Here is a 26,002-nt window from a genome sequence, read left to right as displayed (position 1 = left end):
GCCTCAGCCGGCCGTCGGGCCCGCGAGCTTGGCGGTGAACCAGGTCAGGGCGCGGGGGATGAGCTTCTTGAAGTCGGAGGTGTAGTGCCGGCCGCCGGGCAGCTCGTAGTACTCGGTCTTGACGGGCGCGACCGCCTTCTTCAGCCAGGTCTTGACGAGGTTGGTCTCGTACGCCTCGGCGCTGCCCGCGGTGGCGAGGATGCTGACGTCGGCCCGGCCCTGCTTGATGAGGGTGTTGGGGCTGTTGGCGAGGCGGTCCGCCTCGTGGCCGCGCCAGAGGCGGGAGTCCGGGTCGAAGTAGGCGTCCATCGGGATGGCGGCCTTGAAGACGTCGGGGTGCTGGAGGGCGAGCTTCGCGCTGCAGAAGCCGCCGGTGGAGGCGCCCATGACGCCCCAGCCGTCGCGGCTGCGCAGGGTGCGGAAGTTCGCCCGCACGAAGTCGGGGACGTCCTTGGCCATCCAGGTGCCCATCTTGGGCTGCCCGGGGATGTCGCTGCAGTCCAGGGCGGCGTTCTCGCGGGAGTTGAAGTTCTGCACCGGCATGATCATGATGAACGGGTGGGCCTTGCCCTGCTTGCTGAGCCGGACGTTCGCCTCCTGGATCGGCAGCTGCGGGTCCGTCCAGGTGTTGTAGCCGTTGCTCTGGCCGCCCGCGTACATCATCACCACGGGGAACCCGTAGGTCGCGAACCGGGGGTCGCTGTACTCCGGGGGCAGCCAGACCCAGACCTTCCCGGTGACGCCGGACCGCGCGCCGTGCACCGAGGTGACCATGATCGGCCCTGCTTTGGTCGACCGCGCCAGTTTCAGCTCCGCCTTCGGTCCGGTCGGCATCAGCACCTTCGACGGCGTCGGCTTCGGGCTCGGCGCCGCCGGCGTGCCCTTGCCGTCGCCGCCGGTGGTGCCGGCCGAGAGGCGGTCGTTCGCCGCGGGGGAGCCTCCGCTGTCCGAGGAGCCGCAGCCCGCCAGCGCGGCGAGGGCGAGCAGCGCGGCGGCCGCGGGCAGGAGCAGGGGGCGGGGACGCCGGGGACGCGGATCCATGAGGGCAATTGCTCCGAACACGAGATCGAGGACAAAAGGCACCTCCTAGGAGAGCAGGCCGCCGGCTTTGGTTCCCGCGCGACGCGCGCGGTCTCCGCGCGAGGCTCCGCGCGCCACTCCGAAGAGGGCCGCGTAACCCCCCACACGAGCAGCAGCCGTGCTACCTTGATCCCAGTTGCAGTTTTGGTACCCATGAACTTTGTGTGCGCCTGACGGGATGTAACCCTCAGGCGCACTCTTGTTTTTACCGGTCATCTCCGGATGGGCACAATGCGGCGACGAGGAATCTGCGCAGTGCAGATTTCCGGCTCTGCACCTATTGAGGAGATTGACATGGCTTCTGGCACCGTAAAGTGGTTCAACGCGGAAAAGGGTTTCGGCTTCATCGAGCAGGACGGTGGCGGCGCTGACGTCTTCGCCCACTACTCGAACATCGCCACCCAGGGCTTCCGTGAGCTCCAGGAAGGTCAGAAGGTCACCTTCGACGTCACGCAGGGCCAGAAGGGCCCGCAGGCCGAGAACATCGTTCCCGCCTGACGCTTGACGCGCACCACGTAGTTGGGGCCCGCACCTGAGGGTGCGGGCCCCAATTCGTTGTTTTCCGGTATCGCCCTGGCTCGTTTTTGCGATTCTTCGCGCGGTATTCATTTTGCGGAGTCTTCCCGGACACGTGCCGTTCCGAGGAAGGCTTTCTTTTGTACCGCTCCTCCGGCTCCGTTCCCCCGCGCAATCGCCCCTCGCATTCCCGCGGCCAGTCCGCCCCGCGCCCGCGCCCCATGGCGCCGCCGGGCGAGTTCGCGCTTCCCGTCAGCACCACGCCGTCCCTTCCCGCGGTCGAGGCGTTCGCGGACCTGGACATGCCGCCGGAGCTGCTCGACACGCTCACCCGCGAAGGGGTGACGGTCCCGTTCCCCATCCAGGGCGCGACGCTGCCGAACTCGCTGGCCGGCCGGGACCTGCTGGGCCGTGGACGCACCGGCTCCGGCAAGACCCTCGCCTTCGGCCTGGCGCTGCTCGCCCGCACCGCGGGCAAGCGCGCGGAGCCGCGGCAGCCGCTCGCGCTGGTGCTGGTCCCGACCCGCGAGCTGGCGCAGCAGGTCACCGACGCGCTCACCCCGTACGCCCGCTCGCTGCGGCTGCGGATGGCCACGGTGGTCGGCGGGATGTCGATCGGCCGCCAGGCGAGCGTGCTGCGCGGCGGCGCCGAGATCGTCGTGGCGACCCCCGGACGGCTCAAGGACCTGATCGAACGCCGCGACTGCCGGCTCGACCACGTCGACATCACGGTGCTCGACGAAGCCGACCAGATGGCCGACATGGGCTTCATGCCACAGGTCACCGCCCTGCTGGCCCAGGTCCGCCCGGGTGGTCAGCGGATGCTGTTCTCCGCCACGCTGGACCGCAACGTCGACCGGCTGGTCCGCCAGTACCTGAGCGATCCCGTCGTCCATTCGGTGGATCCCTCGGCCGGCACGATCACCACGATGGAGCACCACGTCCTGCACGTGGCCGGCGCGGACAAGCAGGCCACGACGCTGCGCATCGGAGCCCGCGAGGGCCGGGTGCTGATGTTCCTGGACACCAAGCACGCCGTGGACCTGCTGACCCGGGACCTGCTGGCCAGCGGCGTGCGGGCGGCCGCGCTGCACGGCGGCAAGTCGCAGCCGCAGCGCAACCGGACGCTGGAGCAGTTCAAGAGCGGGCAGGTGACGGTCCTGGTCGCGACCAACGTCGCCGCCCGCGGCATCCATGTCGACAACCTGGACCTGGTCGTCAACGTGGATCCGCCCAGTGACCACAAGGACTACCTGCACCGCGGCGGGCGCACCGCCCGTGCGGGTGAGTCCGGCAGCGTCGTCACGCTGGTGCTGCCCAACCAGCGCCGCGAGATGGCACGCCTGATGTCGCACGCCGGCATCACCCCGCAGACGACCCAGGTCCGGGCGGAGGACGCCGAGCTCGCCCGCATCACCGGCGCGCAGGAGCCGTCGGGAGTGCCGGTCGTCATCGCGGCGCCGCCGGCGCCCGAGCGGGTGCGGCGCACCGCGTACGGCAGCCGCGGCGGCCGTCCCCCGCAGCGCCGCCGGCCCACGGCCGCGTAACCGCCGCGCACCCGGACTCGTCGACGCCCCGGCCGACGTTTCCGTCAACGTCCTCAGCAACGCTTCCGTTGTGACCGCGGCTGTTTAGGCTGCCTTCATGAAGGACTGGGATTTGAGGAAGCTGCTGATCCTCCGGGCTCTGCAGGAAACGGGGACGGTCACCGCTGCCGCCGCCGCGCTGCGGATGACACCGTCGGCCGTCTCGCAGCAGCTGTCCGCGCTCTCCAAGCAGGCCGGCACCCCGGTGATCGAGGCGCAGGGCCGGGGCGTCCGGCTGACCGGGGCCGCCCACGTCCTGCTGCGCCACGCCGACGTGGTCTTCGCCCAGCTGGAGCGGGCGGGCGCCGAGCTGGACGGCTACACGCAGGGCGAGGCGGGCGAGGTGCGGGTCGGCGCCATCGCCACCGCCATCACCCGGCTGGTCGTGCCCGCGTCCCGGCTGCTGCGCCAGGACTTCCCGCGCATCACCCTGTCCGTCCGGCAGGCCGAGGCCGCCGAGGTCTACGAGCAGCTCGCGGCCGGCGACGTGGACCTCGCGGTGACGCTGGCGGGGCACGCGCCCTCGGCGCGCGATCCGCGCTTCCACCGCATCGCGCTGCTCGCCGATCCGCTCGACGTGGCCCTTCCGGTCGGCCACTCCTGGGCGGCGCGCCCGGACCTGCGCCTGGCGAACCTCGCCCAGGAGCCGTGGATCTTCGGAAGCAGCGGCCCCTGGCGCGAGATCACCCTCGCGGCCTGCGCCGACGCGGGGTTCGTGCCGGAGCAGGCGCACGCGGCGACCGACTGGTCGGCGATCCTCGCCATGGTCGCCGCGGACCTCGGGGTCGCGCTGGTGCCCCGGATGGCGACGGTGGGGGAGCGGCAGCACGTCGCGATCCGCCCGCTGGACGCCGACCGGCCGCGCCGCCACGTCGTGGGCGTGGTGCGGAGCGGTTCCGAGGAGGGGCCGCTGCTGAGGCGGGTGATCCGGGTCCTGCGGCAGGTCGCGGAGGAGTCCGGGGAGCCGGCCGCCGCGTCGACGGCCACCCAGAGAACGTTCAGTTGAACTGAAGGTATGGTTCACAAACTTTCGATGGACGTGAACGGTGCTCCCGGCCCAGAGTAGAGACATGACCACATCTGAGAACCACCCCACAGTCCCTTCCTCCACTTCGTTCGTCGGTGATGCGCGGCCGTTCGGTGGGGGTGATCCGTATGCGGATTACCGGCGGGCGGAGTTGCCGTTCACGGGGTTGGTGGATCTGGCGGATCGGCGGTTGGGTGCGGGGGTGATCGCGGCGAACGACGAGTTCTTCGCGGAGCGGGAGAATCTGCTGCTGCCGGAGCCGGCGCATTTCGATCCGGAGCGTTTCGGGCACAAGGGCAAGATCATGGACGGGTGGGAGACCCGTCGTCGCCGGGGTGCGGGCACCGATCAGCCGCATCCGGTGGACGCCGATCATGACTGGGCGCTGATCCGGCTCGGGGCGCCCGGGGTGATCCGGGGGGTTGTCGTGGACACCGCGCATTTTCGGGGGAATTACCCGCAGTCGGTGTCGGTGGAGGCGACCGCGCATTCGCTGTCCGCGTCGGCGGAGGATCTGCTGGCGGAGGGGGTGCAGTGGACGACGATCGTGCCGCGTACCGCGGTGGGCGGTCACGCGGAGAACGGCTTCACCGTGGAGGTGGAGCGGCGGTTCACGCATCTGCGGTTGAACCAGCATCCGGATGGGGGGGTAGCGCGGCTGCGGGTGTTTGGTGAGGTGGCGCCGGATCCGGGGTGGCTGGCGGAGCTGGGGACGTTCGATCTGGTGGCGTTGGAGAACGGCGGGACGGTGGAGGACGCGTCGGACCGGTTCTACTCGTCGCCGGTGAACACGATCCTGCCGGGCCGGTCGCGGAAGATGGATGACGGCTGGGAGACGCGGCGGCGGCGGGACAAGGGCAATGACTGGGTGCGGTACCGGTTGGTGGCGCAGGGTGTGATCCGGGCGGTGGAGATCGACACCGCGTATTTGAAGGGCAACGCGGCCGGCTGGGCGGCGCTGTTCGTGCAGGACGAGGGGTCGGATGAGTGGACGCAGTTGCTGCCGCGCACGAAGCTGCAGCCGGACACGGTGCACCGGTTCCTGGTGAACCCGGTTCCGGCGACGCGGGTGCGGATCGACATCTTCCCCGACGGGGGGATCTCCCGGCTGCGCCTGCACGGTTCGCTGACCGCCCGGGGAGCGGAACACCTCACCACCCGCACCGAGGAAATCAGCTGACGGGAACGGCGGCCGTCGCTCCTGCGACGGCCGCCGCCTCGTCTGTCGCGTCCACCGCGCCTACTCCGCCTACTGCGCTCCGAAGAGCCGCAGCAGCTCGTCCTTGCCGAACATGCGGGCCGTGTCGATGGCGCTGGGCGTACCGGCGGACGGATCGGCGCCGCCCTCCACCAGGGCGCGGATGACAGCGTCCGCACCCTTGAAGACCGCTCCGGCCAGCGGGGTCTGACCGCGGTCGTTGACCCGGTTCGGGTCGGCGCCGCGCTGCAGCAGGGCGGTGACCGCGTCGGCGTGCCCGTGATAGGCGGCGAGCATGATCAGGCTGTCGCCGCGGTCGTTGGTGAGGTTGGCGGGGACGCCGGCGTCCACGTACGCGGCGAGGGTGGCCGTTCCGCCCTCGCGGGCGAGATCGAAGACCTGGCCGGCCAACTGCAGCACCTCGGGGTCGTGCGCGGGCTCGGTGTCGGGGTTCGCTTCCGTCATACGACCACCCTACGTGTCGATCACCGCACAGGGCCCGTCATGGAACGCCATGACTTCCGGACGATTCGGGGCCGACCGAGCGCCCGCCGAGCGTCCCCCGAGCGCCCGACGACTGCCCGCCAGGTCCGCTCAGGACCGCCCCCGCCAGTCGATCTTCTGACCGATTTGCGGTGGCTTTGCCCAACCCTGACCGAGGCAGGGCCTGTTCAGCACGGCCGTAACCCTGTTCCATGGTCATCAGACGGCCGCCTGTTCCCCGGCGGCCCCGCGTGACTGGATGAGGTGGCCTTGGCTACGACCGTGCGACGTACCGCTGTGACCATCCCGGCTGCCCCCATCGGCCCCGAGAACCCGCTGCCCGCGCTGCGCGCCCTCGACGAGGTGCACCGGCTCGACCCGCGCGAACGCGCCGGGCTCCCGGCCGACATGGCACGCCAGGTCGGTTACGCGCCGCTGCACTCCGTCCTGCCGGTACGGCTGAACGACGGGTACGGCCGCGAGCGCGCCCCCGCCGACTTCGAGGCCGTCGTCATCGAGAACGACCGGGTGCGGGCCACCGTCCTGCCCGGTCTCGGCGGGCGGCTGCACTCCCTCGTGCAGAAGTCCACCGGCCGCGAACTGCTCTACCGCAACCCCGTCGTCCAGCCGGCCGACTTCGGGCTGGCCGGGGCGTGGTTCTCCGGCGGGGTGGAGTGGAACCTCGGGGCGACCGGGCACACCACCCTCACCTGCGCGCCCCTGCACGCCGCCCGGCTGCCCGCCCCCGACGGCGGCGAGATGCTGCGGCTGTGGGAGTGGGAGCGGCTGCGCGACCTGCCGTTCCAGGTGGACATGTGGCTGCCGGAGGACTCCGACTTCCTCTACGTCGGCGTCAGGATCCGCAACCCGCACCACCGCACCGTGCCGGTCTACTGGTGGTCCAACATCGCCGTCCCGGAGACCGACGGCACCCGCGTGCTCGCACCCGCCGACGAGGCGTGGCACTTCGGCTACGCCCGCTCGCTGCGCCGCGTTCCGGTACCCGAGTGGGACGGCACGGACATCACGTACCCGACCCGGTCGGAACACCCCGCCGACTACTTCTACGAAGTGGCGGACGGCGACCGCCGCTGGGTGACCGCGCTCGACGCGGCCGGGCACGGGCTCGTGCAGACCTCGACCGACCGGCTGCGCGGCCGCAAGCTCTTCCTCTGGGGCAACGGGCGCGGCGGCCGGCGCTGGCAGCAGTGGCTGACGGAGCCGGGCACCGGCGGCTACCTGGAGATCCAGGCGGGCCTGGCCCGTACGCAGCTGGAGCACATCCCGATGGAGGCGGGCGCGGAGTTCTCCTGGCTGGAGGCCTACGGTCCGCTCGCCGCCGACCCGGCCGCCGTCCACGGCGACGACTGGGCCGCCGCGCGCGCCGAGGTCGCGGACCGGCTGGAGGGCGCCCTGCCGCGCGCGGATGTCGACGCGGCCTACGCCGCCTGGCTGCCGCACGCGGACGCCGAGCCCAAGGACGTCATCGCCACCGGCTCGGGCTGGGGAGCGCTGGAGGTCGAGCGGGCGCGCTTCCACCTGCCGGGGACGCCCTTCGATCCCGCGACCCTGGGCGCGCAGCAGAAGCCCTGGCTGGAGCTGCTGGTCGCCGGCATGTTCCCGCGGCCCGCGGAGGGCGCGCCGCCCGGCCCCGCGCTGGTGGCGCCGGAGTGGCGCGAGCTGCTGGAGGCCGCGGACACCTACGCCGGGAACGAGTGGTACCGGGACTACTACCTCGGTGTCGCCCAGTGGCACGCCGGCGACCGCGCCCAGGCCATCAGGAGCTGGGAGCGCTCCGCCGCGCAGCGCGAGACGTGGTCCGTGCTGCGCTGTCTGGCCGTCGCGGACCAGGAGGACGGCCATCTCGAACGCGCCGCGGACCGCTTCCTGGCCGCCTCGGCCCTCGCCCACCACGAGGTGCTCGACGACGACGCCTGGTGGTCGGCCTCGGCCGGGCTCGCCCGGGAGGCCGTCACCGCGCTCCTCGCGGTGGGCCGCGCCGAGGACGCGGCGCTCGTGCTGGACGACCACGTGCCGGGCCACGCCGAGCGCGGCCGGTTCCGGCTGCTGAGGGCGCAGGTGCTGCTCGCCCGGGGCGACGCGCCGGGCGCGCGGGCGGTCTTCGACGCCGGGTTCGTCGTCGACGACCTCCGCGAGGCGGAGGAGTCGCTCAGCGACACCTGGTACGCCGTCGCGGAACGGCTGATCGCCGGCGACGGACCGGTGACCGCCGACGTGCGGCGGCGGGCCCGCGCCGAGCATCCGCTGCCGGAGGCGTACGACTACCGGATGCGCCCGGCGGCCGAACCGCCGGACGGAACCTGAGTCACCTTCGCCCGTAGGAGTCGACGAGGGCCGTCAGCTCGGGGATGGTCGACTCCCCGGGCCGGCGGCCCTCGCGGGCGAAGGCGTTGGCGGTCTGCTGGAGCACGGCGTTGACCGGGGTGTCGACACCGGTCGTCCGGCCGAGCAGCACGATCTCCCCGTTGAGGTAGTCGGCCTCGATCGAACCCGTGCCGCGCGTCAGGCTCTGCCACGACGAACCGCCGCCGCGGGCGACGCCGTTGAGGGTCTGGAGCCGCACCCGGTCACCCCGCACGGCGGTCTGCTCGGCCTCGCTCGCCCGGTCGATCCCGGCCGCGTCCAGCACCGCCTCGCCCTCCGCGACAGCCCGGGCCAGCAGGTCGCGGGCGGCCGCGGCGTCGTCGCCGTCGAGCGGGCCGCAGGTGGCCTCCACGGCGTTGGCGAGGTTCTTGAGCAGCTTGCCGTACTTCCAGCGCATCACGTCGGACGGGGTGGGAGCGTCGAATCCCGACGCCTTGAGGTCCGCGGCGATCCGCTCCGCCAACGCGTCACTCCCCGAGGGGAACCGCCCGATGTGCAGGATGCCGGTCAGCGGCGTGCACGACGCCTCGATCGACCCGGGTTCCAGGTAACTGGCGGGCAGCCAGACACACATGCCGTACACCCGGCGGAACCGCCGCAGCGCGAGCCGCTCGCCCGCGACCCCGTTCTGCGCGCACACCACCGGCAGCCGCTCACCCGCCGTCCCCCCGCCCGCGACCGGCCGCCCGGCCCACGCGTCCAGCGCCGCGACGCTGTCCTGCGTCTTCACGGCGACGACGAGCACGTCGTCCGCCCGCAGTTCAAGAGCCTCCGGCCCGTCGACGACAGGCACCGCCAGCTTCAGCGCCCCACCGGGCAGCGCCAGCCGCAACCCCTCGTCCCGCAGCGCCTCGTAGTGCGCCCCCCGAGCGACGAGAACGACATCCCGCCCGCTCTCGAAGAGCCTGCCGCCGATGGTCCCGCCGATCGCCCCGGCGCCGATGATGATGTATCGCACCCCCCGAGACTCGCACACCCGTCAAGGCTTCCGCCGCCGGGAAATCGGTGGCCGCGGGGGTGGGGCAGCGGGGAAGGTGGGGGCGGGTTCGCGGGGTGCGGGCTGTTGGGGACGGACGACGGGGGAGGGCTGCCGCATGTCCACGTTGCGGGTGAGTGCCGAGCGGTTGACGATTCACGAGCATCCGAACGCGGACGCACTGGAGCTGGCGCAGGTCGGGCTCTACCGGGCGGTCGTGGCGAAGGGCGTGTACCGGACGGGGGAGTTCGCGGTCTACATACCCGAGCAGGCCGTCCTGCCCGAGGCGCTCATCGCGGAGCTGGGGCTGACCGGGCGGCTCGCCGGGTCGAAGGCGGACCGGGTGCGGGCGGTGCGGCTGCGCGGGGAGCTGTCGCAGGGCATCGTGTGCCGGCCGCAGGCGCTGGCCGGTACGGATCTGGAGCGGGCGGCGGCCGACGGGGCGGACTTCGCGGAGCTGCTCGGCGTCGTGAAGTGGGTGCCGCCGATCCCGGTGTCGATGAGCGGTGACGTGGAGGCCGCGCCGGATCTGCTGCCGTGGACCGACATCGAGAACCTCAAGCGCTACCCGGACATCTTCGCGCCCGGCGACCCGGTCGTGATCACCGAGAAGCTGCACGGCACCGCCTGCTGCCTCAGCTACTTCGCGTACACCGGGCGCGTCCAGGTCACCTCCAAGGGGCTGGGTTCGCAGCGGCTGGCGCTGCAGGAGGCCGACGGCAACCTGTACTGGCGTGCCGTGCGCGGCCACGGCCTGCCCGCCGTCGCCGCCCGGCTCGCCGCGCAGCTGGGCGCGTCGCGGATCGGCATCTTCGGTGAGGTCTACGGCGCCGGCGTGCAGGACCTCGGGTACGGCGAGGACGGCCGGCACGGCGCTCCCGCCTACGCGGCCTTCGACGTGTCGGCCGAGATCGACGGGCAGGTCCGCTGGCTCGACCCGCACGAGCTGCTGGAGGGCGAAGTGCCGCTGGTTCCGGTCCTGTTCAGCGGTCCCTTCGATGTGGACACGGCGCTGAAGCTGGCCCAGGGCGCGGAGACGGTCTCCGGGCGCGGCCTGCACGTGCGCGAGGGCGTCGTGGTGCGGACCGCCGAGGACCGTTACAGCCCGGTGCTCGGCGGCCGGGCCATCGCCAAGGTCGTCAGCGACGCCTACCTGACCCGCAAGGGCGGCACCGAGTACGAGTGAGCCGGGCGATCGAGCAGGACGTCAGGCGTCCAGCCGGGCGCGGAGCCGCCGCTTCGCGTCCGGCCACTCGTCGGCGAGCAGCGAGAAGAAGACGCTGTCACGCCAGGTGACGCCGTCCGACCGCAGCCGGTGGCGGCGCCAGACGCCCTCGCGCCGCGCGCCCAGCCGCAGGATCGCCTGCTGGGAGCGGGTGTTGAGCAGGTCCGTCTTCCACATGACGCGGCCCATGCCCAGTTCCTCGTAGACGTAGGTCATCAGCAGCAGCTTCGTCTCGGTGTTGACCGGGCTGCGCCAGTAGGCGCGGCCGTACCAGGTCCAGCCGATCTCCAGCCGCTCGTCGACGGTGCTCACGTCCGAGAGCGTGGTCCAGCCGACCGCCCGCCCGCTGCCGAGTTCGATCACGGCGAACGCGGCACCGCCCGTCTTCCGGCTCTTCGCGCTGACCGTGGCCGCCAGGTCGCGCAGCTCCTCCTCCGTGCGCGGCGGCTCGACGGGCATCCAGCGCCACACCTCCTCGTCACCGCCTCCGGCGGCGAACAGGTCCGGCACGTGCTCCGGGCCGAGCGGTTCGAGCCGGACGAAACGGCCGGTCAGGACGGTGGGCGAGGGCGAAGTGGCAACCATGTGCGCACGTAACCACAGCCGATTCGGCGCGGCCAGCCGGTTTTGGATGCTGGACCGCATGTTCCGCCGCCAGGTGGGGTACGCGGGAGTTTCAGTCGCCGAAAGGACTCGTAGCCATGACCGACATCCATTCCAATGGCGCCCTGCCCCCGGCGCAGCAAGCGCTCCACGAGATCGCCAAGGGCGGCGAGAACGTGATCGCGCTCAGCACCCTCGCCCTCAGTGACGTGCTGCTTCCCGTCCCGGGCGGTCCCGGGGAAGCCGACGACGCCGCGCAGGACCCCGCGGAACCGCAGGGCATCCAGCTGCCGGTGTACGAGCAGGAGGACGGCGTCAAGCTCGTGCCGGTGTTCACCTCCGAGGAGCGGATGGCCCAGGCGCTGCCGGGGATGCAGCGCTACCGGCTGGTGCCGCTGTCCGCCCTCACCGGCAGCTGGCCGTCCGACGAGCTGACCCTCGCCATCGACACCGGTTCACCCGACGCGCTGAGCATCGCGGGGCCCGGGGTGCGGGCGCTGGCCGCCCTGTCGGGCTCCGGGCCCGCCGCCGGACCGGGCCCGGCCTCCTGACCCGACCCGTCCGGCCTGGCCAAGACGCCCGACCCGGCCGGCACGTCAGCAGCCGGACGGGCGCCGCTCCGTCAGCTCACGGCCGGTAGACCACCAGCGCGCTGGGCAGCTTGCCGAGCAGCAGTTCCGAGGGTGCGGGGACCACCTCGCCGTCGTACGCGAGATGGCTTCCCGCGCCCAGGCCGCGGATCCGCAGCCGGCGCAGCTTGGCGGCGGAGTACACGGGCGAGCGGGTGAGGAAGCCGGTCACGGCGGCCCCGACCAGGCGCGTCCGGGCGAACGGGCCGCCGTCGACGATGCGTACGTCCAGGATCCCGTCGTTCAGGTCGCGGCGGCGCACCGGCGCGAGCCCCACGCTCGAGTACTCGCAGTTCCCGGCGAAGATCAGCCAGACCGACCGGCGGCGCCCGTTGATCTCGACGTCGACCGGCTCGGACGTGCGCAGCACGTGCACCGCCGCCAGGACGCTCGCGGGCCAGCTGCCCACCCGCCGCGACCAGCGCTCGCGGACGCGCACCAGCTCGGGGTACGAGCCGATGCTGAACGTGTTGACGAAGGGGACCGCCTCCGCGCCGCCCGGGGTGTCGTACGAGGTGTACGTCGCGATGTCCACGGCGGCCGCGGTGCCCGCCATGACGGCGACGGCCGCGTCCTCGACCGTGTTGATGCCGAGGTCGAGGGCGAAGTGGTTGCGCGTCCCGCCCGGGAAGACCACCAGCGGGAGGCTGTGGCGCATGGCGATCGACGCGGCCAGCGTGACCGTTCCGTCGCCGCCGCACACGCCGAGCGCGCCGTTGTGCTCGATCGCCTGCTGGGCGGCCTTCTCCAGCAGCTCGGCGAGGTCGTCGTCCTCGGTGCGCTCCGCGACCCCGGCCATCGGCAGGGCGGTGCGGATCCGCTCGGCGGGCGGGTTGAGCAGCGCGGGCGGCCCGGAGAGTTCGTTGACCACGACGAACAGCCCGCGCCCCTCCGGCAGCGAGGGGGCGTTCACGGCCGGGCCCACGTCGGCGGGCGAACCGTCGGAGGTGGGGATGAGGGCCCGCACCGCGAGGGCGGCGCCCATACCGAACGCCGCACCGGCCACCACGTCGCTCGGGTAGTGCACCCCGGTGTAGACCCGGGAGAACGCCACCGAGGCGGCGATCGGTGCCACGACCGTGCCCCAGCGGCCGGACTCCATGAGGACCCCGGTCGCGAAGGCGGCGGCGGAGGCGGCGTGGCCGGAGGGGAAGGAGGTGGTGAAGGGCTGGTGCCGCAGACGCCGTATCACCGGAACGGCGTCCACTATCGGCCGCGCCCGGCGCACCGCCCGCTTGCCGACGGTGTTGACCGTCGCGGAGGCCAGCGCCAGGGAGCCGATCCCGCGCAGGGCCGCCCGGCGGCCGTCCCTTCCGCCGACCGCGGCGATGCCGGCGGCCACCCCGAACCAGAGCAGGCCGTGGTTGGCGCTGCGGCTCAGCCGCGGAAGTACCGGCTCGGCCCCGGGCCAGCTGTGGCTGGCGACCTGGTGGAACAGCTTGTGGTCCCACATCTTCAAGGAGTGGGCCCTGGCACGATGCTTCATGCGCTACCGGCTACCCGCGCAGCGGGTTTCGATACCATCCCGCTCGCCTAGGATGCCCGGGTGGCTGATGATCGAATAGACCTGGTGATCTTCGACTGCGACGGCGTCCTGGTCGACAGCGAGCGCCTCGCCGTCCGCGTCGACGCGAGGATGCTGGCCGAACTCGGCTGGCCGATGGGCGAGGCCGAGATCGTCGAGCGCTTCGTGGGCCGCTCGCACCTCGACATGACCGCCGCGATCGAGGAGCACCTCGGCGAGCCGCTCCCGGACGGCTGGTACGAGCGGTACCGGCCCTGGTACCGGGCGGCGTTCGACGCCGAGCTGACCGCCGTGGACGGCATCACCGAGGCGCTCGACCTGATCGCCTCCCCCACCTGCGTCGCGTCCAGCAACACCCACCCCGGGTTGCGGTACTCGCTCGAACTCACCGGCCTCCTCCCGCGCTTCGCCGGCCGGATCTTCAGCGCGACCGAGGTCGAGCGCGGCAAGCCGGCCCCGGACCTGTTCCTGCACGCGGCCCGCACGCTGGGTGCGGACCCGGCCCACTGCGTGGTGGTCGAGGACAGCCACTTCGGCGTCGAGGCGGCCCGTGCGGCGGGCATGCGCGCCTTCGGGTACTGCGGCGGGCTCACCCCGCGGGCCTGGCTCGAAGGTCCGGGGACGGTCGTCTTCGACGAGATGCGCGACCTGCCGGGGCTGCTGTCCGGCCGATCCCGGTAGTTCCGGCGCTCGACCACCGCCGACTGGTTCCGGCGCCCACCCGCCGGCGCTCACCCCCGCACCCGCCTCCACCCCGGCAAACGGGTGGGTGGAGGTGCGGGCGGGCATGGCGCTCGTGCGGGGCGTGCGCGGGCTGGGATGGTGGCGGCAGCCACTGACGCACCGGAGGCACGATGCAGGGGACGACCCCGTACGAGCTCAGGCCCGATCCGGGGCTGCCCGTTCCCGCGTACTGGAACGCCCGCCTCGCGGGCGACGGGGTGGAGCCGGCCGGCGGCGGTCCCGCGGTGCGGCAGGCGGCCGCCGGGTACTGGAAGCGCCGCGGGCTGCCGACCGAATCCGGGCGCGTCGTGGCCGCGCCCGGCGCCGAGCAACTGCTGCTCGCGATCCTCGACGCCACCGGCGGCGGCCTGGTGCTCGCCCGGCCGGCCGCCGCCTGGCAGGCGCCCCTCGCCCGGCTGCTCGGCCGTTCGGTGTCCGCCGTCCCGGCACCGCCGGAGGGCGGGGGCGCGCCGGACCCGTTCGCGCTGCTGGAGGCCGTCCGCCGGGCGCGGGCGGAGGGCGCGGACCCGCGGGTGCTGCTGCTGTCGCCCGCGGACGACCCGACCGGCACCGTCACCTCGCCGGAGCTGCTGCGCGAGAGCTGCGAGGCGGCCGCCGAGGCAGGACTGATCGTCGTCTCCGACGAGACGTACAGCGACACCCGCCACGATCCCTCCACGGTCCTGCTCAGCCCCGCCGAGATGCTCCCCGAGCGGACCATCGTCCTCAACGACCTGGGCGCGACCCTCGCGCCGCCGAGCTGTCCGGTGGCGCTCGCCCGCTTCCCGGACTCCGACGAGGGCACCGCGCTGCGCGAGCGCGTCACGCACCGCTGCGCCGAGCTGCGGGCCCTCCTGCCGGCACCGGTCGCCTCGGCGGCGGCGTACGCCCTGACGGAACCGGACGACGTACGCGCCCACAACGCCGCCGCGAACCGGCTGCACGCGGCCGTCGGGGCCGGCGCCTGCCGGGCCGTCACCGCCGCCGGCGCGCTGTGCCGCCCGCCCCAGGCGGGCTTCCAGCTCTACGCCGAGCTGACCTCGCACGACACCCACGACCTTCCCGACGCCCCCGCCCTCGAACGCCACCTCACCCGGCGGCTCGGCAGGCGCGTCCTCGGCGGCCACCGGTTCGGCGACGACCCGGCCGCGCTCCGGGTCCGGATCGACACCGGTGCGCTGCACGGCGGCACCGACGAGCAGCGGCGTGCCGCGCTGCGCGCGGCCGACCCGCTGGAACTGCCGCATGTCGCCCAGGCGTTGACAGAACTCGAGGCGGCCTTCACCGAACTGACGGCCGGCTGAACTACGGTCGGGCCACGGGGGCGCGTCCCACCGCGCCCGCCGCTGCCCGTGCCGCCCACGGATGGGAGACTCGATGACAGATCAGACGGAGCGCGCCCTCGCCGAGCCACGTCCGCTCGGCGAGCCACGTCCGCTCGGTGAGCGCCGCGTGTGGCCGCGGTCCTTCGCGGACCGGCTCACCGCCCCGCTCCCCGGTGTCCGCGAGATGGCCAGGACCCTGCGCAAGGGCGGCCTGCGCCCCAGCGCCGCGTCGCTCGCCACCCTCCCGGACCTGCCGCTGGAACCGGGACCGCTGCCGGAGGTCGACGCCGACACCGTGGCCGTGACCTGGGCCGGGCACGCCAGCTGGGTGGTGCGGATCGGCGGCCTCACCGTGCTCACCGACCCCGTCTGGTCGCAGAAGATCCTCGGCACCCCGGCCCGCGTCACCCCGGTGGGCGTCGCCTGGGAGGCGCTGCCGCGCGTCGACGCGGTCGTCATCAGCCACAACCACTACGACCACCTCGACGCCCCCACCCTCAAGCGGCTGCCGCGCGACACCCCGCTCTTCGTGCCCGCCGGACTCGCCGCCTGGTGCCGCCGCCGCGGCTTCACGCACGTCACCGAACTCGACTGGTGGGAGGCGGCGGAACTGGGCGGGGTGCGCTTCGACTTCGTGCCCGCGCACCACTGGAGCAAGCGGACCCTCACCGACACCTGCCGTTCGCTGTGGGGCGGCTGGGTGCTGTCCGACGGGAACGGGCAGCGCGTGTACTTCGCCGGGGACACCGGCTACGGCCACTGGTTCACCGAGATCGGCCGCGTCCACCCGGGCATCGACCTGGCGCTGCTGCCGATCGGCGCGTACGACCCGCGCGAGATGCTCAGCCCCGTCCACACCGACCCGGAGGAGGCCGTCCAGGCCTGCCTGGACGTGGGCGCCGCCGCCATGGCCCCCATGCACTGGGCGACGTTCCTGCTCTCGGCCGAGCCGCCGCTCGAACCGCTGGCGCGGGTGCGGGCGGCCTGGGCCGCCACCGGCCGCCCCCGCGAAGGGCTGTGGGACCTGCCGGTCGGAGCCTCGCGCGTCCTCGGCCGCGCGCTCTGACGGGACCGCCGGCCCGGTCGACCGGTCACCCGGCGGGGGTCACCCGCCGTCACGTCACCTGCCGTCACGTCACCCGTCGGCCGCGTCACCCGTCGCCGGGTCGGCCTTGCGGGCGCCCGCCCGGCGCCACACCTGGGGCACCACGGCGACGAGGAAGGCGATGCCCACAGCGAGCGCCACGCCCTGCCAGGGCTCGGGGAAGAGCGAACCGCCGACGATCCCGATCAGCTGGTAGGCGGCGGCCCACGCCAGGCAGGCCGCGATGTCCCCGCGCACGAAACGGCGCAGCGGCAGCTCGCCGAGCAGGCAGGCCAGCATCACCGGGATGCGCCCCGCGGGGATCAGCCGGGACAGCACCAGCACGGCCACGCCGTGCTGGTCGAGCTGCCGCTGCGCCTTGGCCAGGTGCTCCGGGTCGGCCCGGTTCTGCAGGCGGCGCAGCAGGCGCGAGCCGTTCTTGGAGCGGACGCCGCGCAGCCCGAGCCAGTACAGCCCGACGTCGCCGAGGAAGGCCGCCAGCGCCGCCACCCCGAAGACCAGCGCGAGCGCGAGCGGGGAGGTCTGGTGGAACGCGACCACGGCGGCGCCGCTGACCAGCGCCCCGGTCGGGATCACCGGCACCAGCGAGCCGAGCACCACCAGCAGGAAGAGCGTCGGATAGCCGACCGCCTGCTGGGTGCTCTGCGCGTTCGAGGACTGCGCGGTCTCCGCGAGGTAGTGGATCACCGTGCCGCCGCCGGCCGTACGCTCTCGCCGTGCTCCAGCCGGTGCACGGCCACGTCCGGGGCGAGCAGCGCCGCCTGCCGGACGAACTCGGTGCCCGGGGTGTGGAACTCGTGCGGCCGTACCGCGTCCATGCCCACCGGCCAGAGGGTGCCGTAGTGGATCGGCACCGCCGCGGCGGGCGCGAGCCGCGCCAGCGCCTGCGCGGCCCGTTCCGCGTCCAGGTGCCCGGTGCCCAGGAACGGACCCCAGCCGCCGACCGGCAGCAGCGCCGTGTCGCAGGGCCCGACCTCGGCGGCCATGTCGTCGAACAGCCCGGTGTCCCCGGCGAAGTACGTCCTGGCCTCACCGTGCACCACGTAGCCGAGTGCCGCGACGTGGTGCGGCCCGTACGGCAGCCGCCGTCCGTCGTGCGCGGCGGGCACCGCGCGGATGGTCAGCGGGCCGACCCGCACCTCGTCGCCCGCCGTCACCTCGACCAGGTCGAGTCCCCGCAGCCGCCGCAGCCCCGGCACGGCCCGGGGCGCGCCGCGCGGCACCAGCACGCGCGTGCCGGGCGCGAGGCGGGCCAGCGAGGCGGGGTGCAGGTGGTCGGCGTGCAGATGGGAGACGACGGCGACGTCCGCGACCGCCGCCTCGGGCGGTGGCACCGCCCCGCGCCGCCGCCGCAGGTGCGCGAGGCGCCGCACGAACAGCGGGTCGGTCAGCACGCGGACGCCGGAGTCCCGCACGGTCGTCGTGGCATGCCCCCACCACGTGATCTCCACCGTCACCGGAACCGTCCCTCCACCGCACTGTCGTCCGTACCCGCACAGGCGCCCGTACCCGCCCTGTCGCCCGTACCCGTACTCGTGTCCGCCGCCCCCGACCCTATGCCGATCACCCGGCCGGTGCGGGGGTGGCCCGGACGGCGGCGGAAGGACGTTGTGGCAGGGTGGACAGCGTGCAGGAGTCACCCGGGCCCGGCGACGCCGGGGACCGGGCCGCGAACAGGACATGGGGTGAGCCGGGCGTGCTGCGGCGGTGGCGGTGGCGGTCCGCTGGGCGGGCGGTCGCGCGAGTGGTGATCGTCTGGGCGGTGTCGGCGGCGACGCTGGCGGCCCTGGCGGGCATCCTGCCCGACTTCAGCATCCAGTCGCCCGACGGCGACGACCCGCCGCAGATGGCGGTCACCGCCGGGATCGGCGCGGGCGCCTTCGGTCTGCTCAGCGCCCTGGTCTGGCCCGTGCTGGTGCGCGCCCTGCTGCTCGTCCCGGCGCTGGTGCTGGGCCTGCTGGTCTTCTTCCTCAACGGGTCGCTCCTGCTGATCGCCCTGCGTTTCACCCCGCACGGCGAGATCACACCCGCCACGGCCGTCGTGATCGCCGCCGTGATGTCGGCGACGTCGTCGGCGACCAGCACCGCGCTCGCGGTGCGGGACGACGAGGCGTACGGACGGCGGCTCGCGCGGCTCGCCGGCCGCCGCCGGCCCGAGCGCGGCGAGGCGGGGCCGCAGGTGCCCGGCACGGTCTTCCTCCAGCTCGACGGCGTCGGCCACGACGTCCTGCGCGAGGCCGTCCGCCCCTCGCACCGCGGCGGCCGGACCCGGCCGCCCGCGATGGAGACCGTCGCGGAGTGGCTCGACAGCAGCCACCGGATGGTGCCGTGGCGCACCGACTGGAGCAGCCAGACCGGCGCCAGCCAGCTCGGCATCCTGCACGGGTCCAACCACGACGTGCCCGCCTTCCGCTGGTTCGAGAAGGACACCGGGCAGCTGATGGTCTGCAACCGGCCCTCCAGCGCGGCGGAGCTGGAACGCCGGGCGATCGAGCGCACCGGCTCGCGCGGGCTGCTCGCCGAGGACGGCGCGAGCCGCGGCAACCTGTTCAGCGGCGGCGCGGACCAGATGGCGCTGGTGATGTCGGCGGCGGTCCGGCGCGGCACGTTCCGCCGCTCCCGGTCCGGCTACTTCGCGTACTTCTCCGACCCCGCCAACGCCGTCCGCACCGCCTGGTCCTTCGTGGCCGAGGTCGGTCGCGAGATCGCCGAGTCGACGGCGTCCCGGCTGCGCCGGGAACGCCCGCGGATCAAGCGCGGCGGCCTGTACCCGCTGCTGCGCGCCTTCGCGACCGTCGTCGAACGCGATGTCGCGGTCGCCGCCGTGGTCGGCGACATGCTCGCCGGCCGCACCGCGGTCTACGCGGACCTCGTCGCGTACGACGAGGTGGCCCACCACTCCGGTCCGCGCAGCCGCGACGCCTTCAAGGTGCTGAACCGGCTGGACGCCTCGGTCCGGCTCATCGCCGACGCCGCCCGCTACGCGCCCCGCCCGTACCGGATCGTGCTCCTCTCCGACCACGGCCAGAGCTACGGCCAGACGTTCGCCGACGCGTACGGGCTGACGCTGAAGGAACTCGTCCGCGCCGGCTGCGACCTCCCCGTCCCGCGCCGCGCCGGGCGCAGCGTGAGCGGCGCCGAGGCCAGGACGGCGGCCCGCACCGCGCTGTACCGGGACGAGCGGGGCCGGCACCCGGAGGAGGAGAAGGAGTGCGCCGGGCCGCCCTCCGACCCGGTGGTCCTGGCCTCGGGCAACCTCGGCCTCGTCACCTTCCCCGACCTCCCGGGCCGCGTCACCCGCGAGGAGATCGACGAGCGCTACCCGACGCTCCTGCGCACCCTGGTGGACCACCCGGGCATCGGCTTCGTCCTCGTCCGCAGCGCCGTCCGGGGCCCGCTCGCGCTGGGCGCGGGCGGCGCGGAGCACGAGCTCGACACCGGCCGCATCCGCGGCGCCGACCCCCTCGCCCCGTTCGGCAGGGGTGCCGCGGAAACGGTCCGGCGCACCGACGGCTTCCCGCACGTCGCCGACGTGATGGTCAACTCCTCCTACGACCCGGCCACCGGCGCCGTCCACGCCTTCGAGCAGCAGGCGGGCTCGCACGGCGGCCTGGGCGGCGACCAGAGCCGCCCGTTCCTCCTCTTCCCCTGCACGCTGCCGGAACCGCAGGGCCCCCTGACGGGTGCCGAGTCGCTGCACGACGTGCTGCGCGGCTGGCTCGGCCACGAAAATCCCTTTGCGCAGGACCTGCCGGAACCGGGAGAGTTGCCCCAACACCAAGGGGCGTAGCTCAGCTGGACAGAGCACTGGTCTCCAACACCAGGTGTCGCAGGTTCGAACCCTGCCGCCCTTGCCCGTCGCTCACTTCACCCCGAAGGGCGGCACCCGGAACTCCGGGTGCCGCCCTTCGGCGTCGGCCGCCTTCTCGCATCGGCGGCTCTGGATGCGGACAGCGAAGCGCCCCTTGCCGCGCGGAGCGGGAAGGGGCGCCTGTTCGTTCGGGTGTCCAGAGATCAGATGTCGCGACGGTGACATCAACGCGCTCTACCACTGAGCTACCCACGGCTGGGCCGCCGGCCGGGAGTCGAACCCGGGACCACGTCCTCCGAAAGGGAAGCAACCGTTGCTTGCGCACCTGGACGGCGCCAGCCTAGGCGGATGACCGGCCGCTGTCGCCCCGTTTTCCGGTGGGGCCGCGGCGGAGTCAGGCGGTGATGCCGCCGTCCAGGACGAGGTCGGCTCCGACGGTGAACGCGGCCTCGGGGGAGGCGAGATACAGCACGGCGGCGGCGATCTCGTCGACGGACCCGGCCCGGCCGGCCGGGACCTCGCGCCCCATGCGGCCCGCCTTGTCGGCGGCGCTCTCGCCGGGGCGGGTGGACATCGGGGTGTCGACAGGCCCGGGGCTGACCGCGTTGATGCGCACGCCGTCGGCGATGTGGTCGAGGGCGGCGTTGCGGGTCAGCACGCTGACGGCGGCCTTGGCGGCCGCGTACGCGCCCAGGTTCGGGCGGCGGCTGTGGGCGCCGAGGTTGGAGGCGACGTTGACGATCGCGCCGCCGCCGTGGGCGCGCATGTGGGTGATCTCGTGCTTCATCGAGAGCCAGGTGCCGGTGAGGTTGGTGTCGAGCCCCGACCGCCAGTCGTCCTCGGAGAGGTCGGCGACCGGCGCCGGAGTCGTCAGGACACCGACGTTGTTGACGGCGACGTCGAGGCCGCCGAAGCGCGCCACCGTGTCCTGGACCAGCCGCCGCACGTCCTGCGAGCGCGTGATGTCGGCGGTGAGGGCGACGGCTTCGCCGCCCGCCGCCTCGATGAGCGCGACCGTCTCCTTCAGCGGTTCCGCCGTGCGCCCGGCGACGGCGACCCTGGCGCCCTCCCGGGCGAAGGCGAGGGCGATGCCCCGGCCGATACCGGATCCGGCGCCGGTGACGAGGACGGTCCTGCCGGTGAAGCGTGCGGTCATGACGACAACTCCTTGATGGTGGTGGGTGCGGTGGGTGCGGTGGGTGCGGTGGGAGCAGCGGATGCAGCGGGTGCGCTCGGTGCGCTCGGTGCGGTGGCTGGGGCCGGGTCGGGGCGCGGTCGCAGGGCGAGCGCGGCGACGGCGGCGGTGAGCGCGTAGCCGACGCCGACGGCGGCGAAGGCGGCCGCGTACCCGGCGACGGGCGTGGAGGGGATGGCGGCGACGGACATCAGCCCCGCGAGGCCGACGGTCGGCCCCAGTTCCATGGCGGTGTTCATGACGCCCGCCGCCAACCCCGCCCGTCGGCGCGGCACTCCGGCGGTGGCGAGCACGGTGGCGCCGGCGAACGCCCCGCCCGCTCCGGCGGGCAGCAGGAGCAGTCCGGGCAGCAGGCCCGTGGCGTACGGGGTCCGCGGGTCGAGGCCGGCGAGCAGCAGCAGCCCGGCGGCCCCGACTGCCAGGCCGCCCGCGGTGACGGCGCGGGCTCCGAACCGCCCGATGAGCGGTCCTGCGGCGCGTCCGGAGCCGACGAGGGCGGCGGCGTACGGAACGAAGGCGGCGGAGGTCCGCAGCGGCGACCAGCCGCGCACCTGCTGGAGGTACAGGGAGAGCAGGTAGAAGGTGAGGGCGGTGCCCGCCGCGGTCACCATGATGGCCGCGAGCGCGGTGGCCCGCCGGGTGTCGCGCAGGAAGCCGGGCGGCAGCAGCGGCTCGCGGGCCCGGCGTTCGACGAGCGCGAACGCGGCGAGCAGCAGCACGCCCGCGGTCAGCGGGACGAGTACGGCGGCCGACGACCAGGGGCGTTCCCCGGTGGCCACCAGGCCGTAGCCGGCCGCGGTGACCCCGGCGGTCGCCGTCACGGCCCCGCCCACGTCCAGCGGCGGTGGCGCACCGGGTCGGCGCGGGTCGGCGGGCAGCAGCCGGGGGGCGAGGACGAGCCCGGCCAGGGCGACGAGCACCGGTACGAGGAACGTGCCCCGCCAGGAGATCCACGTGGTCACGGCTCCGGAGAACAGGCCTCCGGCGGTCGCGCCGAGGACCGAGAGGCCGCCCCAGGTCGCCATGGCCCGGTCATGGCCGGCGGGGGTCGGGAACAGCCGGCGTACCAGGGCCATCGCGGCCGGGGCGGTCAGCGCGGCCCCGAGGCCCTGGACGAACCGGAAGGCCGTCAGCGAGGTGGCGCCGGGCGCCAGGGCGCCCGCCACCGAGGCGGCGGCGAAGACCGACAGGCCGACCGTCAGCATCCGGCGTCCGCCGTGCCGGTCGGCCAGCCGGCCGCCCAGGAGCAGCAGTCCGCTGAAGGAGAGCCCGTACGCGGTGCTCAGGAGCAGGAGTCCGGACGGGTCGAGGCCGAACTCCCGGGCGATCCGGGGGAGCGGCACCATGAGGATCATGATGGTGAAGATGAGGGTGGCCTGGATGGTTCCGAGCAGCGCGAAGCCGTTCTTCGACGACATGTCCCCCAGCGCCCTTCCGGCTTGATATTGGATCGATCATTCTCGAATAAGGGCAGACGGAAGACCGCCCGAGGGTCGGGGCGGCGGTCCTAGTCGGGAAGGTCCAGGAGGGAGAGGGTCTGGGCTGCCGCGTCCCTGACGCGGGCCGGGTCCTGGCCGGCCTTGCCGACCACCCGCATGCCCTGCATGAGGACGAGCAGCAGCCGGGCCAGCGCCCGCGGATCGCGCCCCTCGGGCAGCTCCCCCTGGGCCCGCGCGCGGGTGAGGGCCGAGGCGAGCGCCGTCTCCAGCCAGTCCCAGCTGGCCTCGACGCGCCGCGCGGCGGCCTGGTCGTGCGGCGCCAGCTCGACGGCGGTGTTGGTGATGAAGCAGCCGCGTCGCAGGTCGTCGCAGGCGGACTCCTCCGCGAAGCGCGTCACGACGGAGCGGACGGCGGGCAGCGCGGGTCCCGGCTGCGACAGTTCCTCCATCAGGGCCGGATCGCAGAGCTCCCCGTACCGCTCCAGCGCCCTGACGTACAGCCCGTGCTTGCTGCCGAACGTCCCGTAGATGCTGGCGCGGGCGATGCCGAGGTGCTCGACGAGGTCGGCCATCGACGTCGCCTCGTAGCCGCGCCGCCAGAACAGCTCGAGGGCCGACTGCAGCGCGGCGTCCGGATCGAACTCCTTGGTCCTGGCCACGCGAATGACGCTACCTGTATCGAGAACGGTCAGTCAAGAAAGATCCGGCTCAGACTTCGAGGCGCAGCCGCAGCCGGCGCAGCCCGTCCCCGCCCGTCTCCACCGTCCCGACCGGCCGCCACCCGAGCCCCGCGTAGAACGCCCGCGCCCGGTCGTTGTGCTCCCATACCCCCGCGAGCCCGGTGAGCACGCCGGTCTCCCGCAGGGACTGCACGTACGCCGCGTGCAGCCGGCCGCCGATGCCCCGCCGCCACTGGCCGGGCCGCACGTGGATCTGCGACAGCTCCAGCGCGGTGCCGGGCGCGTCCGACTCCATGGAGAGCACGCCGACCACCTCGCCGTCGGCCTCGGCGATCAGGGTCGTCTTCCCGGGCAACTGGATGGCCCGCGCCCATCCGTTGAACCGCGCGAGCAGACCGCCCGGCGCCTCCAGCTCCTCGGCGGGAGCGGAGCCCTCGCGGTGCGCCGCGGCGCACGCCGCCGTGTGGATGCTCACGACCGCGTCCAGGTCGTCCATCTCAGCAGGGCGTATCCGTACAGGAAGATCATTCATGCTGAATATGACGCAGAATGGCGGCCATTGGTTCCCCGAATCGAGACCGGGTCGTTACCGGACCGACGCCTGCGCCCGCTCCGCCCCCTCAACCAGGGACGACGAAGCCGCACTCGTAGGCGGCGATCACGGCCTGGGTGCGGTCCCGGGCGCCGAGTTTGGCCAGGACGCGGGCGACGTGGGTCTTGACGGTCTCGGATCCGAGGCCGAGCCGGCCGGCGATCTCCGCGTTGGAAAGGCCCGTCGCCATCAGGCGCAGCACCTCCGCCTCGCGCTCGGTGAGGCGGTCGCGCAGCGCCCGCGAGGGGTCGGCCGGCGCGTAGCGGGCGGCGAGCGTGCGCACGGCCGCCGGGAAGAGCAGGCAGTCGCCGCGGGCCACCAGCCGCACGGCGTCGACGAGCTGGTCGGCCCCGGCGCGCTTGAGTAGGAAGCCGGAGGCCCCGGCGCGCAGCGCCTCGTAGACGTAGGCGTCGTTCTCGAACGTCGTCACGACGACGATGTGCGGCGGCTCCGCCATGGTGCGCACCAGCTGCTCGGTGGCGCGGATGCCGTCGATCTCCGGCATGCGGACGTCCATCAGGACGACGTCCGGCCGCAGTTCGCGCACCAGCGGGACGGCCTCGGCGCCGGTGGCGGCCTCGCCGACGACCTCCAGGTCCGGTTCGTTCTCCAGGATCGCGCGCAGCGCCGTGCGCACCATCCGCTCGTCGTCGGCCAGGACGATCCGCAGCTTCATCGGGTCCCCGCCCCCAGTGGCAGGGCGACCCGCAGCCGCCACCGCGGGCCGTCGGTTCCGGCCTCGAACCGGCCGCGCAGCGCGGCCGTCCGCTCCTCGACGCCGACCAGGCCGCGTCCGCCGCCCGCCCGGCGCGCGGGCGGCACCGCGATGGGGTTGACCATCTCGATCTCCAACTCGTCGTCCTTCACGGTGATCCGCAGTCCGACCGGGACCTGGCCCGCGTGCCGCAGCGCGTTGCTGAGGCCCTCCTGCACGATCCGGTACGCCTCGCGGGAGACCACCGGCGGCACCGCACCGAGGTCACCGTCGACGGACGCGTCCAGCGGGACGCCCGCCGCCCGCGTCCGGTCGAGCAGGGCGGCGAGGCCGTCCTGGCCGTCGGAGCCGTCGAGGGTGGGGCCCGGGGGAGCGGTCGAGCCGTCGCCGTCCTCGCGCAGCAGGCCCAGCACGTCGTCGAGTTCCGCGACCGCGCGCCGGGTGGTCTCCTCGATGGCGGCCAGCGCCTGCCGGGCGAACTCCGGATCGCGGTCCAGCACCCTGCGGGCGGCACCGGCCTGCAGGGTCACCGCGCTGAGCGCGTGCCCGACCGAGTCGTGCAGCTCGCGGGCCAGCCGGTTGCGCAGCGCCAGCCGTACGGTGCGCTGCTCGGCGGCGGCCAGCCGGTCGGCGGGGGTCGGCCCGAGCAACCCGGTCGCGCAGCGCGCCAGCACCTGCGCCGCGCCCTGGGCGACCAGGACGAGCAGGGCGATCAGGGCCACGCCGACGAAGGGCGTCAGGGCGTGGTGGCCCACGCCGAGCGGGCGGGCCCAGGGCAGTTCGGTCGCGCGCAGCCGCGCGGAGAACGGCAGCGCCAGCAGCACCACGGCAGCCGGCGGGACGGCCAGGGTCATCCCGCTGACGACCCCGCCGAGCCCGACGTGCAGCACGAACCAGCCGGCGGTCCGGACCCGCGCCGCCCCCGTCCGGTCCTGCGAGGGCGTGGGCCCGCCCTCGGGGCCGGCGCCCAGCGCCCGCGCCGCCGACCCCTCCAGATCGCGGACGAGCGGGAAGGCGGCGGCGACGAGCGCGGCGAGCGGCAGGGCGAGGGCGAAGGCGCCGAACTGCTGGGCGATCCAGTGGCCGCTGCCCTCGTCGGCGTGCGCGACGACGTTCAGCGCGGTGTTCATCAGCAGGTAGAACGGCATCAGCAGCGCGCCGCCGAGGATCAGATGGACCCACCG

General features: G+C 73.9%; 24 protein-coding genes and 2 tRNA genes. 12 read left to right on the top strand and 14 right to left on the bottom strand.

From position 1 onward, the window contains the following. Nucleotides 1-3 precede the first annotated feature (3 nt). Nucleotides 4-1,041: an alpha/beta hydrolase-fold protein gene (locus ABZ721_RS19975; RefSeq protein WP_358789955.1), complete on the bottom strand. Its 1,038-nt coding sequence runs from the start codon at nucleotides 1,039-1,041 to the stop codon at nucleotides 4-6. A 333-nt stretch (nucleotides 1,042-1,374) separates the two neighbouring features. Between ABZ721_RS19975 and ABZ721_RS19970 the strand changes: the two genes are divergently transcribed. The 4 genes from ABZ721_RS19970 to alc all read left to right on the top strand — a co-directional run bounded on the left by ABZ721_RS19970 (nucleotide 1,375) and on the right by alc (nucleotide 5,389). Continuing rightward, the gene (locus ABZ721_RS19970) at nucleotides 1,375-1,578 is read left to right on the top strand and encodes a cold-shock protein (RefSeq protein WP_069779708.1); all 204 of its coding nucleotides are present in this window, start codon (nucleotides 1,375-1,377) and stop codon (nucleotides 1,576-1,578) included. Nucleotides 1,579-1,736: 158 nt separating this feature from the next. Beyond that, a complete protein-coding gene (locus ABZ721_RS19965; RefSeq protein WP_358789954.1) occupies nucleotides 1,737-3,143 on the top strand; it encodes a DEAD/DEAH box helicase in 1,407 nt (468 codons plus the stop codon). A gap of 97 nt (nucleotides 3,144-3,240) precedes the next feature. Beyond that, a complete protein-coding gene (locus ABZ721_RS19960; RefSeq protein ID WP_358789953.1) occupies nucleotides 3,241-4,188 on the top strand; it encodes a LysR family transcriptional regulator in 948 nt (315 codons plus the stop codon). Between the two features lie 64 nt (nucleotides 4,189-4,252). Beyond that, nucleotides 4,253-5,389, top strand: a complete 1,137-nt coding sequence (alc, locus tag ABZ721_RS19955; protein ID WP_358789952.1) for an allantoicase — start codon at nucleotides 4,253-4,255, stop codon at nucleotides 5,387-5,389. A 69-nt stretch (nucleotides 5,390-5,458) separates the two neighbouring features. On the opposite strand, the gene ABZ721_RS19950 is transcribed toward alc, so the two are convergent. Continuing rightward, complete coding sequence (locus ABZ721_RS19950; RefSeq protein WP_358789951.1) at nucleotides 5,459-5,872, bottom strand: ankyrin repeat domain-containing protein; 414 nt, start codon at nucleotides 5,870-5,872, stop codon at nucleotides 5,459-5,461. Between the two features lie 288 nt (nucleotides 5,873-6,160). Here ABZ721_RS19950 and ABZ721_RS19945 point away from each other — a divergent pair, with 288 nt between their 5' ends. Further along, on the top strand, nucleotides 6,161-8,215 hold the full coding sequence (locus ABZ721_RS19945; protein WP_358789950.1) for a DUF5107 domain-containing protein: 2,055 nt from the start codon (nucleotides 6,161-6,163) through the stop codon (nucleotides 8,213-8,215). 1 nt (nucleotide 8,216) lies between these two features. Here ABZ721_RS19945 and ABZ721_RS19940 read toward each other — a convergent pair whose 3' ends face one another. Continuing rightward, a complete protein-coding gene (locus tag ABZ721_RS19940) occupies nucleotides 8,217-9,233 on the bottom strand; it encodes a 2-dehydropantoate 2-reductase N-terminal domain-containing protein (protein ID WP_358789949.1) in 1,017 nt (338 codons plus the stop codon). Nucleotides 9,234-9,369: 136 nt separating this feature from the next. On the opposite strand from ABZ721_RS19940, the gene ABZ721_RS19935 reads away from it, so the two are divergent. Beyond that, nucleotides 9,370-10,437: an RNA ligase (ATP) gene (locus ABZ721_RS19935; RefSeq protein WP_358789948.1), complete on the top strand. Its 1,068-nt coding sequence runs from the start codon at nucleotides 9,370-9,372 to the stop codon at nucleotides 10,435-10,437. A 21-nt stretch (nucleotides 10,438-10,458) separates the two neighbouring features. Here ABZ721_RS19935 and ABZ721_RS19930 read toward each other — a convergent pair whose 3' ends face one another. Continuing rightward, entirely contained in the window at nucleotides 10,459-11,061 is a 603-nt protein-coding gene (locus ABZ721_RS19930) for a GNAT family protein (RefSeq protein WP_358789947.1), read from the bottom strand. Nucleotides 11,062-11,177: 116 nt separating this feature from the next. Here ABZ721_RS19930 and ABZ721_RS19925 point away from each other — a divergent pair, with 116 nt between their 5' ends. Further along, on the top strand, nucleotides 11,178-11,630 hold the full coding sequence (locus ABZ721_RS19925) for an SseB family protein (RefSeq protein ID WP_358789946.1): 453 nt from the start codon (nucleotides 11,178-11,180) through the stop codon (nucleotides 11,628-11,630). 76 nt (nucleotides 11,631-11,706) lie between these two features. On the opposite strand, the gene ABZ721_RS19920 is transcribed toward ABZ721_RS19925, so the two are convergent. Beyond that, nucleotides 11,707-13,194 (bottom strand): phosphatase PAP2 family protein, encoded by a 1,488-nt coding sequence (locus ABZ721_RS19920; RefSeq protein WP_358789945.1) that lies wholly within the window; start codon nucleotides 13,192-13,194, stop codon nucleotides 11,707-11,709. 60 nt (nucleotides 13,195-13,254) lie between these two features. Here ABZ721_RS19920 and ABZ721_RS19915 point away from each other — a divergent pair, with 60 nt between their 5' ends. The 3 genes from ABZ721_RS19915 (at nucleotide 13,255) to ABZ721_RS19905 (ending at nucleotide 16,347) form a co-directional block, all read left to right on the top strand. Then, complete coding sequence (locus ABZ721_RS19915) at nucleotides 13,255-13,914, top strand: HAD family hydrolase (RefSeq protein WP_358789944.1); 660 nt, start codon at nucleotides 13,255-13,257, stop codon at nucleotides 13,912-13,914. Nucleotides 13,915-14,087: 173 nt separating this feature from the next. Then, on the top strand, nucleotides 14,088-15,260 hold the full coding sequence (locus ABZ721_RS19910; protein WP_358789943.1) for a pyridoxal phosphate-dependent aminotransferase: 1,173 nt from the start codon (nucleotides 14,088-14,090) through the stop codon (nucleotides 15,258-15,260). A gap of 73 nt (nucleotides 15,261-15,333) precedes the next feature. Next, nucleotides 15,334-16,347 carry an MBL fold metallo-hydrolase gene (locus tag ABZ721_RS19905; RefSeq protein WP_358789942.1) on the top strand — a complete coding sequence of 338 codons (1,014 nt, stop codon included), beginning with the start codon at nucleotides 15,334-15,336 and terminating at the stop codon, nucleotides 16,345-16,347. Between the two features lie 69 nt (nucleotides 16,348-16,416). Here ABZ721_RS19905 and ABZ721_RS19900 read toward each other — a convergent pair whose 3' ends face one another. Both ABZ721_RS19900 and ABZ721_RS19895 read right to left on the bottom strand, forming a co-directional pair. Next, complete coding sequence (locus ABZ721_RS19900) at nucleotides 16,417-17,073, bottom strand: VTT domain-containing protein (RefSeq protein WP_358789941.1); 657 nt, start codon at nucleotides 17,071-17,073, stop codon at nucleotides 16,417-16,419. After that, nucleotides 17,070-17,843, bottom strand: coding sequence for an MBL fold metallo-hydrolase (locus tag ABZ721_RS19895; protein WP_358789940.1), 774 nt, complete (start codon nucleotides 17,841-17,843; stop codon nucleotides 17,070-17,072). Before ABZ721_RS19895 ends, ABZ721_RS19900 begins: the two co-directional genes overlap by 4 nt. 242 nt (nucleotides 17,844-18,085) lie before the next feature. Between ABZ721_RS19895 and ABZ721_RS19890 the strand changes: the two genes are divergently transcribed. After that, nucleotides 18,086-20,176 (top strand): phage holin family protein, encoded by a 2,091-nt coding sequence (locus tag ABZ721_RS19890; protein ID WP_358790029.1) that lies wholly within the window; start codon nucleotides 18,086-18,088, stop codon nucleotides 20,174-20,176. Continuing rightward, a tRNA-Trp gene (locus tag ABZ721_RS19885) sits at nucleotides 20,167-20,240 on the top strand. Before ABZ721_RS19890 ends, ABZ721_RS19885 begins: the two co-directional genes overlap by 10 nt. Before the next feature lie 213 nt (nucleotides 20,241-20,453). Here the strand turns inward: ABZ721_RS19885 and ABZ721_RS19880 are convergent. The 7 genes from ABZ721_RS19880 to ABZ721_RS19850 form a co-directional block, all read right to left on the bottom strand. Beyond that, nucleotides 20,454-20,556, bottom strand: a tRNA-Arg gene (locus ABZ721_RS19880). A 35-nt stretch (nucleotides 20,557-20,591) separates the two neighbouring features. Beyond that, nucleotides 20,592-21,353 (bottom strand): glucose 1-dehydrogenase, encoded by a 762-nt coding sequence (locus tag ABZ721_RS19875; protein WP_358789939.1) that lies wholly within the window; start codon nucleotides 21,351-21,353, stop codon nucleotides 20,592-20,594. Continuing rightward, nucleotides 21,350-22,810, bottom strand: a complete 1,461-nt coding sequence (locus ABZ721_RS19870) for an MFS transporter (protein WP_358789938.1) — start codon at nucleotides 22,808-22,810, stop codon at nucleotides 21,350-21,352. Before ABZ721_RS19870 ends, ABZ721_RS19875 begins: the two co-directional genes overlap by 4 nt. An 89-nt stretch (nucleotides 22,811-22,899) precedes the next feature. Further along, nucleotides 22,900-23,490, bottom strand: a complete 591-nt coding sequence (locus tag ABZ721_RS19865; RefSeq protein WP_358789937.1) for a TetR/AcrR family transcriptional regulator — start codon at nucleotides 23,488-23,490, stop codon at nucleotides 22,900-22,902. A 49-nt stretch (nucleotides 23,491-23,539) separates the two neighbouring features. After that, on the bottom strand, nucleotides 23,540-24,043 hold the full coding sequence (locus ABZ721_RS19860) for a GNAT family N-acetyltransferase (RefSeq protein WP_358789936.1): 504 nt from the start codon (nucleotides 24,041-24,043) through the stop codon (nucleotides 23,540-23,542). 88 nt (nucleotides 24,044-24,131) lie between these two features. Continuing rightward, on the bottom strand, nucleotides 24,132-24,779 hold the full coding sequence (locus ABZ721_RS19855; protein ID WP_358789935.1) for a response regulator transcription factor: 648 nt from the start codon (nucleotides 24,777-24,779) through the stop codon (nucleotides 24,132-24,134). After that, a complete protein-coding gene (locus ABZ721_RS19850) occupies nucleotides 24,776-25,966 on the bottom strand; it encodes a histidine kinase (protein WP_358790028.1) in 1,191 nt (396 codons plus the stop codon). Before ABZ721_RS19850 ends, ABZ721_RS19855 begins: the two co-directional genes overlap by 4 nt. Nucleotides 25,967-26,002 lie beyond the last annotated feature (36 nt).

Origin of the sequence: Streptomyces sp. NPDC006733, assembly GCF_040636125.1 — a bacterium.
Lineage (GTDB): Bacteria > Actinomycetota > Actinomycetes > Streptomycetales > Streptomycetaceae > Actinacidiphila.
This window is presented reverse-complemented; position numbering and strand designations above follow the sequence as displayed.

Bases quoted from the DNA above. Each gene is read 5' to 3' on its own strand.
- ABZ721_RS19975 (WP_358789955.1), bottom strand. From the start codon at position 1,041: ATGGATCCGCGTCCCCGGCGTCCCCGCCCCCTGCTCCTGCCCGCGGCC.
- ABZ721_RS19970 (WP_069779708.1), top strand. From the start codon at position 1,375: ATGGCTTCTGGCACCGTAAAGTGGTTCAACGCGGAAAAGGGTTTCGGC.
- ABZ721_RS19960 (WP_358789953.1), top strand. From the start codon at position 3,241: ATGAAGGACTGGGATTTGAGGAAGCTGCTGATCCTCCGGGCTCTGCAG.
- alc (WP_358789952.1), top strand. From the start codon at position 4,253: ATGACCACATCTGAGAACCACCCCACAGTCCCTTCCTCCACTTCGTTC.
- ABZ721_RS19950 (WP_358789951.1), bottom strand. From the start codon at position 5,872: ATGACGGAAGCGAACCCCGACACCGAGCCCGCGCACGACCCCGAGGTG.
- ABZ721_RS19935 (WP_358789948.1), top strand. From the start codon at position 9,370: ATGTCCACGTTGCGGGTGAGTGCCGAGCGGTTGACGATTCACGAGCAT.
- ABZ721_RS19930 (WP_358789947.1), bottom strand. From the start codon at position 11,061: ATGGTTGCCACTTCGCCCTCGCCCACCGTCCTGACCGGCCGTTTCGTC.
- ABZ721_RS19925 (WP_358789946.1), top strand. From the start codon at position 11,178: ATGACCGACATCCATTCCAATGGCGCCCTGCCCCCGGCGCAGCAAGCG.
- ABZ721_RS19920 (WP_358789945.1), bottom strand. From the start codon at position 13,194: ATGAAGCATCGTGCCAGGGCCCACTCCTTGAAGATGTGGGACCACAAG.
- ABZ721_RS19910 (WP_358789943.1), top strand. From the start codon at position 14,088: ATGCAGGGGACGACCCCGTACGAGCTCAGGCCCGATCCGGGGCTGCCC.
- ABZ721_RS19905 (WP_358789942.1), top strand. From the start codon at position 15,334: ATGACAGATCAGACGGAGCGCGCCCTCGCCGAGCCACGTCCGCTCGGC.
- ABZ721_RS19875 (WP_358789939.1), bottom strand. From the start codon at position 21,353: ATGACCGCACGCTTCACCGGCAGGACCGTCCTCGTCACCGGCGCCGGA.
- ABZ721_RS19870 (WP_358789938.1), bottom strand. From the start codon at position 22,810: ATGTCGTCGAAGAACGGCTTCGCGCTGCTCGGAACCATCCAGGCCACC.
- ABZ721_RS19860 (WP_358789936.1), bottom strand. From the start codon at position 24,043: ATGAATGATCTTCCTGTACGGATACGCCCTGCTGAGATGGACGACCTG.
- ABZ721_RS19855 (WP_358789935.1), bottom strand. From the start codon at position 24,779: ATGAAGCTGCGGATCGTCCTGGCCGACGACGAGCGGATGGTGCGCACG.
- ABZ721_RS19850 (WP_358790028.1), bottom strand. From the start codon at position 25,966: ATGCCGTTCTACCTGCTGATGAACACCGCGCTGAACGTCGTCGCGCAC.